Here is a 13974-nt window from a genome sequence, read left to right on the forward strand (position 1 = left end):
CTAGACCCATTCACCTTTTATTTTCATGGTTATATAACCTTCAGCAAAAGGGGGATTGTTTATGAATTCATTCGAAAAAATAACATTATATATTCTTAGTTTTCTTTTATATCCAATCGGTATTATTACATGGATCATTTCACTCTTTAGTAAAGATATTGAAAAAAAGAAAGTAGGGCGTATTTGTCTTTACATCTCTCTAGTCTCATTCGTCCTTTTCATAATCCTCGGAATTACAACTTTCCTTATGACTGCTACTTTTAATGTTGATCTGAATCATTCCGAATCTATCGAGTATCAAATAAATGACGCTGAATAAAGATAAGAACAATGCTCTTATCTTTATTCACATCCCTTAAAAAAACAAATGACTATTTATTAATTTTTCAGGACTTCCACATGCTACAATACTTCCTTCTTTCATGATGACAACGCGATCTGCTAGTATTACTTTCTCTACATCATGCGTTGCTACAATTCTCGTTACATCGCTTCCTAGTCCTTCTATCATATTCCAAACAAATTCTTGATTGCCCGGATCTAATCCCGCAGTCGGTTCATCTAAAATAATAAAATTCGGATTTGAACCAATTGCTCGCAATAATGCAAGCCGTTTTCTTTCTCCTCCCGAAAACTCTTCACCGCTTTTATGTAGTACAGTTTGAAGACCTTCAGGTAACCCCCTAATAATCGGCGTTACATTTACAAGTTCAGCACTTTTTTCTAACTCGTTTTCTAAGCCCACTTCCCCGAAATACATATTCTCTTTTACTGTCGTCCGAAAGAATCGAGGTTCTTGCCACACTGTAGTCAATCGAGCCTCATTTCCATAATAAGCAATGCTACCGTTAGATGGTTGATACAAACCTGTCATTAATTTTAAAAGCGTTGTTTTTCCTGCACCACTTTCTCCCACAATCATAACGAGTTCGCCAGGATTAATTTGCAAATCAATATTCTTAATTCTGCATTTCTCTTCACCATTCTCCTGAAATGAAACATTTGTTATTGTCATCCCCATCGCTTTTTCTACATTACTATTTGCCACTCGTTTATCTAAAAAGGAAAAAACTCTACTTGCCGAAGCAGCTGCAACTTGTGTCATCATTAATAAATCCCCCACATAACGGACAGGGAAAAAGAGCATCTCAATTGTCGCTAACACTGCAACAAGTGAACCAACCTCCATTTCGCCCTGCATTATTTTTTGCGCACCTATAATAAGAACAACGATATATGCTCCTGTTTCAATCACTGTTCCAACTACTCCAATGTAATGCTGCATCATCGTCTTCTTTACTTCTGTTTTATAAGATTGTGCCGTTACTCCTTTAAATAAGCCAATAGCCCATTTTTCTTTTTGCAAACTACGTAAATCTTGCGCTCCTTTTACAAACTGTGACACCATCTCTACAACAGTTGATTGATTTTTTTGAGCAATACTAGCAATATTTCTTACCTTCTTCCCTAAAAGTATTGGAACCATTGCACTTAAAAATAAAAACGGAGTTATCCACAATATGAACTGTATATCTATATGTTGTAGTGCTATGATCGCACCGATAAATTGCGCAATGGCGTGTATATATTCTATTAATATAGAACCATATAGCCTGACCCAGTTCGGAATATCAGATACGACTAACGTTTCTAGCTCTCCTTGTTTGATTTTCTCACTCTCTTCAAACGGTAATAGGAAAAAATGGCGCAATACATCTATACGCTTCTCTCGTAATATTCGCTGGCTCGCTTTTGAGCTTACATAATCAAATGAAAGATTGTTCACCCACATCAATAAGCGGGTAACTGTAAACAAAGTAATGTAAAAATACGCTCCCTTCAGCTCTCGTTGAATTAGGTTATCTACAATTAGTCCCATGAATAGTGGACGGGATAGATTTAAAATAGCTGCAAAAACCCCACTGCATACAGCTGCTATTACTAATATTTTTTCTTTCTGTAACGGTAACAAAATTCTTTTATATTCTTTCATAGTATTCCCTCCATTTTTATAGTAAAAAGAAAGGGATGAAACCATTTGGTTTCATCCCTTTCCATAAAATAAGGAAGCTAACAGTTGTTAGCTTCCTTATCATTCATTTCAATTGTTTAGTTTGACACTTTAGACTCTTCAATTTTCTCACGAAGAACCATTTGTAAGATACCACCGTGACGGTAGTAGTCAATTTCAACTTCACTATCGAAACGAGCTACTACTTCAAATTGTTTTTCGTTGCCATCTGCATCAGTTGCAACTACTTTTACAAGATCGCGCGGTCTAACTGTTTTGTCAATTTGAATTTCAAATGACTCGTTACCAACAAGACCTAATGTTTCAGCACTTTCGCCATCTTTAAATTGAAGTGGTAATACGCCCATTAACACTAAGTTACTGCGGTGAATACGTTCGAAGCTTTCTGCGATTACTGCTTTAATACCTAATAAGTTAGTACCTTTTGCAGCCCAGTCACGAGAACTTCCCATACCGTAATCTTTACCTGCAACAACTAGAAGACCTGTGCCATCTTCTTTATATTTCATAGCAGCATCATAGATTGATGTTACTTCACCAGTTGGCCAGTATGTTGTATATCCGCCTTCTGTTCCTGGTGCGATTTGGTTTTTAATGCGGATGTTCGCGAATGTACCACGCATCATAACTTCATGGTTACCACGACGAGAACCGTAAGAGTTAAAGTCAACTGGTTGTACGCCGTTTTCTAATAAGTAGCGTCCAGCTGGTGTGTGCTTACCGATTGAACCTGCTGGTGAAATGTGGTCAGTCGTTACAGAGTCACCAAATTTACCAACTACGCGTAAGCCTGATAACGTTTCAACTTCACCTGGTTCTTTAGATAAACCTTCAAAGAATGGTGGGTTTTGAATGTATGTTGAATCATTATCCCAAGTATATAAAGCTTCGTTTGAAGTTTGGATTTCATTCCAACGCTCATTGCTGTTAAATACTTGTGCATATTCTTTCTTGAACAGCTCAGATGTAACAACGCTTTGAACTACATCTTCAATTTCTTTAGCTGATGGCCAAATATCATTGAAGTAAACAGCATTGCCATTTGCATCTTTACCGATTTCATCATTTTTCAGGTCAATATCAACAGTACCTGCAAGTGCATATGCCACAACAAGTGGTGGTGATGCTAAGTAATTTGCTTTTACAAGCGGGTGAATACGACCTTCAAAGTTACGGTTACCGGATAAAACAGATGTTACTAGTAAGTCGTTTGCTGCGATTGCTTCTTCTAATTCCGGTGCTAATGGGCCAGAGTTACCGATACAAGTCGTACAGCCGTAACCAACTGTTTGGAAACCTAATTGATCTAAATACGTTGTTAAACCTGATTTATCTAAGTACTCCGTAACAACTTTAGATCCTGGTGCTAATGATGTTTTTACGTATTCAGGTACTTTAAGTCCCTTTTCAATTGCTTTCTTCGCAACTAAACCTGCCCCAATTAATACGTATGGGTTTGATGTATTTGTACAGCTTGTAATTGCAGCGATTGCGATTGCACCTGTTTTCATCGTTACTTCTTTATCTTCTAATGTAACCTTCACTTCTTTATCGAACTCTTGCTCATTAAATCCAAGTCCTTGTGTTCCAACTGGTGCTACAACAGCTTTGTGGAACGCATCTTTCATATCTGAAAGTGGAATTAAATCTTGTGGGCGTTTCGGTCCAGAAAGGTTAGATTCGATTGTATTTAAATCAATTTCAACAAGATCAGTGTAAATTGGATCTTTGCTGTCTGCTGTATAGAATAAGCCGTTCGCTTTACAATATTCTTCAACAACGCGAATTTGCTCCTCATCTCTACCTGTTAAACGTAAGTATTCTAATGAAATTTCGTCGATTGGGAAGAATCCACAAGTTGCGCCGTATTCTGGTGCCATGTTTGAAATTGTTGCACGGTCAGCTAAAGGCATGCTCTTTAAGCCATTACCGAAGAACTCAACAAATTTACCAACTACACCTTTTTGACGTAATACTTGTGTTACTTTTAATGCAACGTCTGTTGCTGTAGTACCACTTGGAAGTGTACCAGTTAATTTTACACCGATTACTTCAGGTACTGGGAAGTACGAAGGCTGTCCAAGCATTCCCGCTTCTGCTTCAATACCACCAACGCCCCATCCAAGAACACCGATACCATTAATCATTGTTGTATGTGAGTCTGTTCCAACTAACGAATCTGGGTATGCAACTAAGTCACCTTCAGCATTTTTCACAGCATGAACAACTGGTGCTAAATATTCAAGGTTTACTTGGTGTACAATACCTGTAGCTGGTGGAACTGCACGGTAGTTATCAAATGACTTTTGTGCCCAGCTTAAAAATTTATAACGTTCTTCATTACGTTTAAACTCTAAGTCCATGTTGAATGCAAGCGCGTCTGCCGTACCCGCTCTATCAACCTGTACAGAGTGATCAATTACAAGGTCTACAGTAATTTCCGGATTAATTTTATCAGGATCCCCACCCATGTCTGCCATTGCTTTACGAAGCGAAGCCAAATCAACAACAGCTGGAACACCAGTGAAATCTTGTAAAATTACACGAGATGGTTTAAATGGAACATCGATATCTTGCACATCTTTCGTTCCCCATTTCGCTAAATTTGTAACATGCTCTTCTGTAATTACACGTCCGTCCACTTGACGAAGTACTGATTCAAGTAAAACTTTCACGGAATATGGTAATTGAGATACGTTGCCAACCCCTGCATTTTCAAGCGCTTTCAAATCATAATAATGATACGTTTTTCCATCTACTTCAAAAGTTGCACGTGATTGAAATGGATTATGTTTGACCATTATGTTTCCCCCCTGTTAAACGTGACTAAGTTGTCTGAATATAAAATGTAGACAAACTTTTCAATACCTTACGATAATATCTTATTACAACTTTCTAAATAAGTAAATAATAAGAAACTTATAGATTATCATAAGTTTTCTTTATGTTTCTAAATTTGAATAGTGTTCATGTTCCTTATGAATACTATTACCATAAAGTAAAGTGCTCTATTAGCGCTTTACTTACAGTTCATATGCACTATGAACCGCTCATCATTCAACTTACAAAAAAGTTATAGAGGTGAAATAAAATGGGTAAAAGAAAAGCTAATCATACTATTTCAGGAATGAATGCAGCATCTGCACAAGGACAAGGTGCTGGTTATAACGAAGAGTTTGCAAATGAAAACTTAACTCCTGCAGAACGACAAAATAATAAGAAACGCAAAAAGAACCAGTAACGAAAAATCCCAAAAGGAGCATTCACCTTTTGGGATTTTTTCTAATGTTTATAACGTAACAATTCCGAAACCGTTACAAATCGATAGCCCTGCTTTTTCAGTTCAGGTAATATTTTTGCTAGCGCTGCTACTGTTTGACTACGATTATTTCCTCCATCATGTAGCAATACGATATCACCACTTTTAGCATGTTTCACTACATGATTTACGATAGATTCAACCCCTGGATTTGCCCAATCACGTGGATCTTGATGCCACGACCATAGAACCGTTTGATAACCAGCTTCTTTCGCTGTTTTAAATACAGCATCGTTAATATAACCGCCAGGAGGACGGAATAGCAAAGGCTCTTTCACCCATTTTTCGAAAAATTTCTTTCCATCTAAAATATCATTTTCTAATTTTTCATCCGATGAATTACTTGCATAAAAATGGTTCATCGTATGATTTCCAATTTCATGCCCCTCTTTTAACACTTGTTTCACTAAATATGGATTACGCTGAACTCGAAATCCAATCATAAAAAATGTCGCTTCTGCTTTATATTGGCGCAATAAATTTAAAATTTGTGGTGTATAAGTTGGATCCGGTCCATCATCAAATGTAATAGCAATAATCTTTTCATTATTAGGTACTTCCCATGTTACATAGCCAGTTGGTTCTAGCTCTTTTCTGAGCAACATTTTCGCTTCCACTTTTTCAACTTGAAATATATGTACTGCGCATAATAAAGAAAAAATGAGTAGAAAAACTTTCTGTTTTCGCATAATATTCGTTAAAGTAAGAGGTTGTCGAATACACAACAACCTCATTTACTTTTCTAATTGATCTACATGCTGCATAATATTTTGAAGATTATTTTCGTATTGCTCAAGTTGTGGGCGTTGTGTTTCCGAAGCTACTTCTAGTGCATTTTGAATCTGTTCATAGGCTTCCTGAACCTCTTGGCGTAATTCTTTTAAATCATGACCGTAGTTTGGATCATTTTTTACAATGTTGTTAAATGCATTTTCTGCTTGTGTAACACCTTGCTGAGCCGCTTGAAAAGCTTGTTGTTTATCTTTATGATATGGCATTATACAATCCCCTTTCCATAATAGTTAGTCCCAATTATCTTTACCTTTTTTTCTAAAAACATTCTCGTATAAATTTGCAAACTTCTCTCATTCTAAAGAGAAAGAGGAGGTGTCACATACAATGGGAAAAAACAATCGTGAAGCGAAAGAGAAAAAGGGACAACCTGAACCGTTAAGCGGATCTCATAAAGTAAAAAACCGTAACCATTCACGCCAAAAACATCATGCGCATCATGATATGTAACACAAAAAGTGCACACTAGCTACCTTTTCCACATACAATATTTATATTTTTCCATTTATTCTTCACCCCTACTTCATTCATGCATAACATAGTATGAATTGAGATTTTACGGAGGGTGTCTTACATGGGCAAGAAAAAGAAGGATTGTCTTTTTCATGTTGATGGTTTCGAAGAATGGATGGATCAGTTTTGTTCTGATTCTTGTAGCAACTTTAGTTTCCCAAATCAAATTCATATTGACCTTTGTGAAACGGAACAAGAATACATTTTGGAAACAGATGTACCAAATGTGACAGAACAAAATGTAGTCATTAAAAAGATGAAGACAGGCCTAAACATTTGCATACTTCATAAAAATATTTCTTTGCAGAGGATCATTCCTTTACCCGATAATATTATTTATAAAAAGATGCTAGCCTGCTTAGAGAATGGATATTTAGCCATTCATATTTCCAAAAACGAAGTAGCTCATAAACATGAGGAAAAAGTTCTTTTTCAAATTGAGAATTAAAATAAATACAAAAATAAGCCCCAGTCGTCTACTGGGGCTTATTTTATTTCGCATGTACTTCCATATTAGAATTTCTATCATATCTTTTTTTCAATAAACCTTTTGTAACTAAAAGTACAGGAAATGCTACAGTTGAAAATATAGCTAGCGCTGAAAAGACACTAAATCCATTTTGGTACCCGTAGTAATCGAGAAGTACGCCCCCAAACCATGGACCAATTACTGCTCCAATTCCTGAAAAGCCCATTGCTCCAAAGTACGTTCCTTTTAGATGCGCAACAGCTATATCATCAATAAATACATCCGTCATCGAAAACATTAAGACTTCTCCAATTGTAAAAATAATTGTGCAAATAGCAGCACCTAGCATAGATTCTACTATTCCAAATCCAAATAATCCCCCGCTCACAAATAAAGTTCCAACCATAATGGATGCTAATGGTGTATACTTTTTACACATTTGAATAACAGGATATTGAATTACGACTACAACAATCGCATTTAATGCTAACATATATGAAAATAATTTCACTCCATCCTGGAATATATGTGCATTTGCAAAATATTGTGATACTGTCGTCGTTAAGTGAGAAAAACCACAATTACTCAAAATAATACCAACTAACGCAACTAAAAATACGACATCCTTTCGTAATATACGCAGCGCATTTAGCATTGTAACAGGCTTTTCTTTATTGATTTTCTTTTGTTCCACTGGATATTTCTTGAATTGAAACGCTAGTATAACTGTATATAGAATATATACCCCAGCTGCTACTAAAAAAGGAATTGTTGATTTTGCGCTTCCAATCTGTAATCCGACAAGTGGCCCAATCGCTACTCCAACATTGATTGCACCGTAACGCAAATTATATACGAGTAAACGATACTCTGGTTTCGTTAAATCTGATAATAACGCTCTTGACGTCGGTTCAAAAAAGGACCTACATAATCCATTTAAAGCATTTAATAAAAAGAAACTTAAAACATGATCTGCAAGTGAAAATCCTATGAATACAAATACCCAAACGATCATGGACCATATTAGAATCATATTTCGACCGAATCGATCAGATAAATTCCCTCCGATAAAACTAGCAAACACTCCAACAAGTGCACTCGTTCCAATAATAGCACCCGTCATTCCAGCTGATACGCCTTTAACAGTCGTTAAATAAATTGCTAAAAAAGGAATACTCATTGACGTGGCGAACCTCGCAAATAAAGTCCCTATTATAATTGTCATTCCTAACGGATGAATATTTTGTAACTTCCCCTTCATCTTAAAAACCTACTCTCCCTGTTATCACATAAAAAAAGAAAGCAAAGGATCTGCTTTCTTTTCCCTTTTTATACTTGAGCTGTTGATACTCGAGTTGTTCTCGTTATATCCATATCTATGCCATATGTAAACTGTAATTCTTTACAAACGTCTTTAATTAAAATTGCGACATTATACTTTTCATTAAATTGTAAAACGATGTTTTCTACTTCTTCATATGTATACTTATATTCCCCTGTAATGACACTTTTTAAATCAAAGCATTCATTTATACACAGTTGCACAAGTAGCTGGTCATATTTCTCTATTACATCTTCTTTCTTCCACAGTAACTCTTTTACATATAACCGATCAAACTTCACACTTTCGCGGTTACAATCCGTTAAAATCCGGGTCATTTCGTTTAATTCTCGATACAATTCAGAAATATTTTTGCTTAAACTAAGCAGTTTATCTACGCCGTTTTCATACAACATATTCATTCCACCCCCGCATTTTCTTTTTCTTATTATAGCAAGAAAATTCTAAAAAAAGCTTCTTTCTTCTGAAATATTAGGAAACGAATTTCAATTGCTTTACAATGAAACTAGTTAATGCGAGAGGAGAAAGAAAATTGGAGCAAAAATTATATTACACTGACGCTTATAAGCAAGACTTTACTACAAAAGTTATAAAGCAAGATTATGATAAAGACGGTAACTTATACGTTATTTTAAACGAAACGGCATTTTACCCAACAGGTGGCGGGCAACCCCATGATACTGGAACTTTAAATGGCATTGCTGTACTTGGTGTTGAAGAAGTCGACGAAGAAATCCACCACTTCATTGCAGAACAATTACATACAGAAGAAGTAGAAGGTAAAATTAATTGGGAGCGCCGTTTTGATCATATGCAACAACATGCGGCTCAGCACATTTTATCTGCTGCTTTTTGGGACCATTTTAACATACCTACAATTGGATTCCATCTTGGTAAAGAGACGGTAACAATTGATTTAGAAACAGAAAATCTGCATGCAGAAACAGTTGAAAAAGCAGTGCAAATTGCGAACAATATTGTTTTTGAAAACCATCCAATTCTTATTAAATGGATGAACTTAGAAGAAGCGAAAACATTACCACTTCGCAAAGAACCGACTATGACAGAAAATATACGCGTTGTTATGATCGAAAACTTTGATTATAACGGCTGTGGCGGAACTCACCCAAAACGTACTGGTGAAGTAGGTCCTATTCAAGTTCTTAGCTGGGAGCGCAACAAAGGTGGCATACGACTAACGTTTATCGCTGGCTGGCGCACACTTAAATTAATGGGACAACAACAACAAATTATGAAGGATGTTTCTAAACAATTAAACAGTAGCGAAGCTGATATTCCAGTAAAGGTAGCACAGCTTCTAACTTCTCAAAAAGAAACCGAAAAAGCTATGCAAACAATGAATGAAAAATTATTATATGCAGAGGCAAACGAACTACTTCAACAACCTACCAAAATACATGCTGGCATACTTATTTCTAAAGTGTTTACAAATCGTTCTATGCAAGAAATCGCAAAGCTATCCGCTATTATTACAGAACAACAAGAGCATGCCATTACATATTTCGTTATTGAAAACGAGGACAAATTACAATGCATCCTCGCTTGTGGCAAAACAGTCACACTCGATATGAATGCTCTTTTAAAAGAGGCACTTCCTACAATTGAAGGAAAAGGTGGCGGAAATAAAAAAAGTGCTCGTGGCGGTGGGAAAGCGATTATGACTGGGGATGAGTTTTTAAATCAACTTGTTTCTTCTTTACAGTCAGCAGTGTAAAACATGTTATGAAGGATAGCGAACGGCTATCCTTCAACTATATTTACAGGCCAATATTTTGTTTCAATCCTTGGTAACTCCCTGCATTTGCAAACCCTTCATTTACAAGCTTTATAAAGGTTTCCGAAAAACCATGCTGACTTAATTCGTCTATTGGCATCATTTGTACATCATGAATCGGATTATGATCAAATTCATTTGATGGTAACATAATTTCCCCTGTAATCTTTTCAAGTAGAAATGTAATATGTAATAAAGATGGACTGGCATCTGGTTTATCACAAACATAGAGTAGCTTCTTAATTTTAACTTCTAATCCCGTTTCTTCTCTCATTTCTCTAACCATCGCCTCTTCTAACATTTCACCATTCTCCACTCTTCCTCCAGGTAAAGACCAATTCCGATTAGCAATTTTTTGCTTTACTAGCAATACTTTTTCATCTTCAATTAAAATTCCAGTAACACGAACTTGCATTACATTTTCCATATGTAATCTTCTCTTCCCATTATATTTACAAATTAATCCTTCCATAAAAAGAACGTACGTTTTATAATTAAAGAAAAATATGGAAGAAAGAAGTTGTTACATTCATGCGTCCACCTTTAACAAAGTCTATATCACTTGAAGATTTCCAAAACTATTATTGGTTAAAAGAAGAACTGCAAACATTTTGTCGTGAGCATGGGTTGCCAGCTAGTGGCTCTAAGATTGAAATAGCCAATCGTATCTCCCATTATTTACATACTGGTAAAATATTAAAAAACAGCTCTGGTCCAAAAGCGAGTAAAACTTCCCTCTCTTATAAAGACCTTTCTCTTCAAACGATTATTACTAACAATCACCGCTGTAGCGAAGATGTTCGTGCTTTTTTTAAAGAAAAAATCGGAACAAAATTCCGCTTTACAGTAGCTCTTCAAAAGTTTTTTAAAGAGAATATTGGAAAAACATATGAAGATGCGATAACGTTTTGGTATGAAGAAAACGAACGAAAAAAAGACCCTACATATAAAACAACTATCAGCGCGCAGTTTGAATACAATCGCTTTACTCGTGACTTTTTCGAAGATCCAAATAACAAAGGAAAATCAAAAGCTGATGCTATCGCTGCTTGGAACGAAATAAAAGCAAAGCCTGGTAGCAATGCTTATGTTCCTCAAAAAGTAGAGAACTAGTTCCTTGCTAGTCTTCTACTTTCTCAAATAATAGTGCAAGCCCTATTCCGCCCCCTATTCCTAACGTCGCGATTCCGTATTTCATACGCTCTCGTTTCGCCTGATAAAACAAGCGCGTTACAAGCATAGCCCCAGATGCACCGTATGGATGACCAAGCGCAATTGCTCCACCATTGACATTCAATTTTTTATATGGAATTTGTAACTCCTTTGCACAAGCAACAACTTTTGAAGCAAACGCTTCATTTATTTCAAAATAATCGATGTCCTCTACTTTCATATTCATTTCGTTTAATAATTTGTTCACCGCAAATATCGGACCAGTCCCCGGAAGATTTGGATCCACTCCAACTACAGCACTACGAACGAAACGAAGAACAGGCTTGTATCCTAATTTTCGGGCTTTCCCTTCTTCCATTACAAGAACGGCACATGCTCCATCATTTACACCGCACGAATTACCGGCCGTTACTGTACCATTTTGTAAAAATACGGGTTTTGTTCTTTTAATCATTCTTTCATACTTCATTTCTCGTTTTATAGCTTCGTCAAAAGATCCATTAAAAGAAAGTATTTCATCCTGTAAATATCCATTTTCTAATGCTTGCAGTGTCCGTTTATAACTAAGGTAAGCGTACTCATCTTGCATTTCTCGCGTTATATTATAACGCTCTGCAACATATTCAGCCGCCACTCCCATATTAGGATCACCAATTGTTTCTGGTGAAAATCGCGCTCTATTTTGAAATGGTGATGTACTTGTACTCTCTACTCCTCCTGCAATATAACAATTACCGGCCCCGCCTTGAATAAAATGACATGCGGTGCGGATCGCTTCCAATCCGGCACCACATTGCCGGTCAATCGTTACACCAGGAATACGATATCCAAGTCCTGCTTCTAAAGCAGATAATCTTGCAACATTCCCTCCTGGTCCAACAACATTCCCTAATATAACATCGTCTATTTCTCTCTCAATTCCTTTACTTAAAAATGTAAGAAGAGGTGCTGCTAATTGCTGAACTTCATACCCTTTTAACATCCCATTCTTCTTACCAATAGGTGTCCTTTTTGCTTCTACAATAACCGCTCTATTCATATATCTTCTCCCGGTTTTCAATTATACTTTTTGCTGCCATACGAGCGATTTTCCCGCTATTTGTATACGGTATTTCATCAACGAAATACCATTCTTTCGGTATTTTAAAAGAGGATAATCGTTGTAAGCAAAAACTTTTTAATTGTTGCTTCGTAGCACTTCCTTTTACGATGGCGACAGGTTTTTCACCCCAGTAACTATCTTCCACACCAATTACAACTATTTCATCAACAGCTGGATGTTCATGTAATACGCTTTCTATTTCTTCTGGGAAAATATTAATTCCTCCAAATAAAATCATATTCTTCTCTCTACCGACAATATAAATAAAGCCTTCTTCATCTTCATAACCTACATCTCGCACTGTCATCCAGCCATCTGCAGTCAACTCTGGAACTAAAACCTTATCCAATATGTAGCCCATAAAAAACTGATCACTGTTCACATAAACAGTTCCTATCTCGCCTTTCGTTACTTCTTCTCCTGCTCCATTACATATTCGCACTTGCACATTGTGACAAGGTTTCCCTACTGAATTGGGCTTTCTTTCGCTCTCTTCGTCAACTAATGCTGTTACAAAACTTAGTTCTGATGCACCGTAAAATTCGTATTTTTTTGCAACAGGGAATATATTCTTTATTTTTTCTTTCGCTTCAGCTTCCCATTTCGCTCCTGACGAAATAATTTTCATGTCATTTTCTATTACTCTTTTTTCTTTATATAAAGATTCTAGCATTGTCGGAACTGTATACATGACCGAAATATGTTCCATTTCTAACTTGTCCAACACTTGTTTTGGAATAAACTTCCTCATAATATGTACGGTTTGTCCTATATATAATGCACTTATTGCACCGTATAAGAAAAGAGAGTGAACGAGCGTTCCAGCTATTAAAATAGAGTCTTCTTTTTTCATATGAAAATCATGTATATTACAATTAAAACTATGAACCCACGATTGTTGCGCACGTAAAAATGCCTTTGCCTTTCCTGTTGATCCTGATGTAAATCCCATATAAAAAGGAGCATCTTGTAAACTTTCTACAATGTGCTCTGTAGGAAGATAGTTCTCTATTATTTGTTTCCATTTATCAATTTCAATTATTCTTCCTTCTTCATCGGAAATATCATTTAATTTATATCGTTCCGCAATAATCATATCTGAATTACTGATTGCTAGTCTTTCCTTTAGCTCATCCTTTTTCCACTTTATATCTAATGGCACACAAACCCATCCGGCCATAGCAGCACCAGCGAATAGTTGTAAAAACTCTATACGATTTTCTAATACAATTGCTACTCTTTTACTCTTCGATTCTGTTGCGTGCAACCAATTCGCTACTTTACATACTGACTCGTACCAATCTTCATATGTTAAAACTCTATCATTTTCCTTAATTGCTATTTTATTTGGTTGTAAAGAGGCATGCTTTTTATATTCTTTTGTAATACCCATATGAGACGTCCTTTCTTTCCAAAATAATAAAAAGAAACACGCAA

The 13974-nt window shown here is 36.1% G+C and carries 15 protein-coding genes; 6 read left to right on the plus strand and 9 right to left on the minus strand.

Translation table 11 applies throughout. From position 1 onward, the window contains the following. The first annotated feature begins 61 nt into the window (after positions 1-61). Positions 62-319, plus strand: a complete 258-nt coding sequence (locus ACTFR9_RS10130; RefSeq protein WP_001083869.1) for a hypothetical protein — start codon at positions 62-64, stop codon at positions 317-319. 36 nt (positions 320-355) lie between these two features. Here ACTFR9_RS10130 and ACTFR9_RS10135 read toward each other — a convergent pair whose 3' ends face one another. After that, positions 356-1993: an ABC transporter ATP-binding protein gene (locus ACTFR9_RS10135; protein WP_141114604.1), complete on the minus strand. Its 1638-nt coding sequence runs from the start codon at positions 1991-1993 to the stop codon at positions 356-358. Positions 1994-2109: 116 nt separating this feature from the next. Next, positions 2110-4833: an aconitate hydratase AcnA gene (acnA, locus tag ACTFR9_RS10140; protein ID WP_000238572.1), complete on the minus strand. Its 2724-nt coding sequence runs from the start codon at positions 4831-4833 to the stop codon at positions 2110-2112. A gap of 290 nt (positions 4834-5123) precedes the next feature. Here acnA and sspO point away from each other — a divergent pair, with 290 nt between their 5' ends. Continuing rightward, positions 5124-5273, plus strand: a complete 150-nt coding sequence (gene sspO / locus ACTFR9_RS10145) for an acid-soluble spore protein SspO (RefSeq protein ID WP_000518052.1) — start codon at positions 5124-5126, stop codon at positions 5271-5273. Positions 5274-5314: 41 nt separating this feature from the next. Here the strand turns inward: sspO and pdaB are convergent, their stop codons facing one another. Continuing rightward, positions 5315-6040 (minus strand): polysaccharide deacetylase family sporulation protein PdaB, encoded by a 726-nt coding sequence (gene pdaB / locus ACTFR9_RS10150; RefSeq protein WP_229136676.1) that lies wholly within the window; start codon positions 6038-6040, stop codon positions 5315-5317. A 45-nt stretch (positions 6041-6085) separates the two neighbouring features. Next, positions 6086-6349, minus strand: coding sequence for a hypothetical protein (locus ACTFR9_RS10155; protein WP_001146294.1), 264 nt, complete (start codon positions 6347-6349; stop codon positions 6086-6088). Between the two features lie 121 nt (positions 6350-6470). Between ACTFR9_RS10155 and ACTFR9_RS10160 the strand changes: the two genes are divergently transcribed. Then, entirely contained in the window at positions 6471-6593 is a 123-nt protein-coding gene (locus ACTFR9_RS10160) for a small acid-soluble spore protein P (RefSeq protein ID WP_000517649.1), read from the plus strand. A 124-nt stretch (positions 6594-6717) separates the two neighbouring features. Then, complete coding sequence (locus ACTFR9_RS10165; RefSeq protein WP_000516745.1) at positions 6718-7104, plus strand: Hsp20/alpha crystallin family protein; 387 nt, start codon at positions 6718-6720, stop codon at positions 7102-7104. Between the two features lie 43 nt (positions 7105-7147). Here the strand turns inward: ACTFR9_RS10165 and ACTFR9_RS10170 are convergent, their stop codons facing one another. Next, the gene (locus ACTFR9_RS10170; protein ID WP_000676836.1) at positions 7148-8386 is read right to left on the minus strand and encodes an MDR family MFS transporter; all 1239 of its coding nucleotides are present in this window, start codon (positions 8384-8386) and stop codon (positions 7148-7150) included. 68 nt (positions 8387-8454) lie between these two features. Continuing rightward, positions 8455-8862, minus strand: coding sequence for a hypothetical protein (locus tag ACTFR9_RS10175; protein WP_000965134.1), 408 nt, complete (start codon positions 8860-8862; stop codon positions 8455-8457). A gap of 137 nt (positions 8863-8999) precedes the next feature. Between ACTFR9_RS10175 and ACTFR9_RS10180 the strand changes: the two genes are divergently transcribed. Then, complete coding sequence (locus tag ACTFR9_RS10180; RefSeq protein ID WP_148662492.1) at positions 9000-10202, plus strand: alanyl-tRNA editing protein; 1203 nt, start codon at positions 9000-9002, stop codon at positions 10200-10202. 43 nt (positions 10203-10245) lie between these two features. Here ACTFR9_RS10180 and ACTFR9_RS10185 read toward each other — a convergent pair whose 3' ends face one another. After that, complete coding sequence (locus tag ACTFR9_RS10185) at positions 10246-10689, minus strand: NUDIX hydrolase (RefSeq protein WP_000432558.1); 444 nt, start codon at positions 10687-10689, stop codon at positions 10246-10248. 104 nt (positions 10690-10793) lie between these two features. Between ACTFR9_RS10185 and ACTFR9_RS10190 the strand changes: the two genes are divergently transcribed. Beyond that, positions 10794-11375 carry a DUF6434 domain-containing protein gene (locus tag ACTFR9_RS10190; RefSeq protein ID WP_001247754.1) on the plus strand — a complete coding sequence of 194 codons (582 nt, stop codon included), beginning with the start codon at positions 10794-10796 and terminating at the stop codon, positions 11373-11375. Between the two features lie 7 nt (positions 11376-11382). Here the strand turns inward: ACTFR9_RS10190 and ACTFR9_RS10195 are convergent, their stop codons facing one another. Next, positions 11383-12474 (minus strand): acetyl-CoA C-acyltransferase, encoded by a 1092-nt coding sequence (locus ACTFR9_RS10195; protein WP_076855420.1) that lies wholly within the window; start codon positions 12472-12474, stop codon positions 11383-11385. Beyond that, complete coding sequence (locus ACTFR9_RS10200) at positions 12467-13930, minus strand: acyl-CoA synthetase (protein WP_061184627.1); 1464 nt, start codon at positions 13928-13930, stop codon at positions 12467-12469. The genes ACTFR9_RS10195 and ACTFR9_RS10200 overlap by 8 nt, the downstream gene beginning before the upstream one ends. Positions 13931-13974: the final 44 nt, after the last annotated feature.

The organism is Bacillus cereus group sp. MYBK222-1, from assembly GCF_051916425.1.
Taxonomy (GTDB): domain Bacteria; phylum Bacillota; class Bacilli; order Bacillales; family Bacillaceae_G; genus Bacillus_A; species Bacillus_A paranthracis.

Coding starts and splice junctions, on each gene's coding strand:
- ACTFR9_RS10160 (WP_000517649.1), top strand. CDS start 6,471: ATGGGAAAAAACAATCGTGAAGCGAAAGAGAAAAAGGGACAACCTGAA.
- ACTFR9_RS10155 (WP_001146294.1), bottom strand. CDS start 6,349: ATGCCATATCATAAAGATAAACAACAAGCTTTTCAAGCGGCTCAGCAA.
- ACTFR9_RS10175 (WP_000965134.1), bottom strand. CDS start 8,862: ATGTTGTATGAAAACGGCGTAGATAAACTGCTTAGTTTAAGCAAAAAT.
- ACTFR9_RS10195 (WP_076855420.1), bottom strand. CDS start 12,474: ATGAATAGAGCGGTTATTGTAGAAGCAAAAAGGACACCTATTGGTAAG.
- sspO (WP_000518052.1), top strand. CDS start 5,124: ATGGGTAAAAGAAAAGCTAATCATACTATTTCAGGAATGAATGCAGCA.
- ACTFR9_RS10135 (WP_141114604.1), bottom strand. CDS start 1,993: ATGAAAGAATATAAAAGAATTTTGTTACCGTTACAGAAAGAAAAAATA.
- ACTFR9_RS10200 (WP_061184627.1), bottom strand. CDS start 13,930: ATGGGTATTACAAAAGAATATAAAAAGCATGCCTCTTTACAACCAAAT.
- ACTFR9_RS10170 (WP_000676836.1), bottom strand. CDS start 8,386: ATGAAGGGGAAGTTACAAAATATTCATCCGTTAGGAATGACAATTATA.
- ACTFR9_RS10130 (WP_001083869.1), top strand. CDS start 62: ATGAATTCATTCGAAAAAATAACATTATATATTCTTAGTTTTCTTTTA.
- acnA (WP_000238572.1), bottom strand. CDS start 4,833: ATGGTCAAACATAATCCATTTCAATCACGTGCAACTTTTGAAGTAGAT.
- ACTFR9_RS10165 (WP_000516745.1), top strand. CDS start 6,718: ATGGGCAAGAAAAAGAAGGATTGTCTTTTTCATGTTGATGGTTTCGAA.
- ACTFR9_RS10190 (WP_001247754.1), top strand. CDS start 10,794: ATGCGTCCACCTTTAACAAAGTCTATATCACTTGAAGATTTCCAAAAC.
- ACTFR9_RS10185 (WP_000432558.1), bottom strand. CDS start 10,689: ATGGAAAATGTAATGCAAGTTCGTGTTACTGGAATTTTAATTGAAGAT.
- pdaB (WP_229136676.1), bottom strand. CDS start 6,040: ATGCGAAAACAGAAAGTTTTTCTACTCATTTTTTCTTTATTATGCGCA.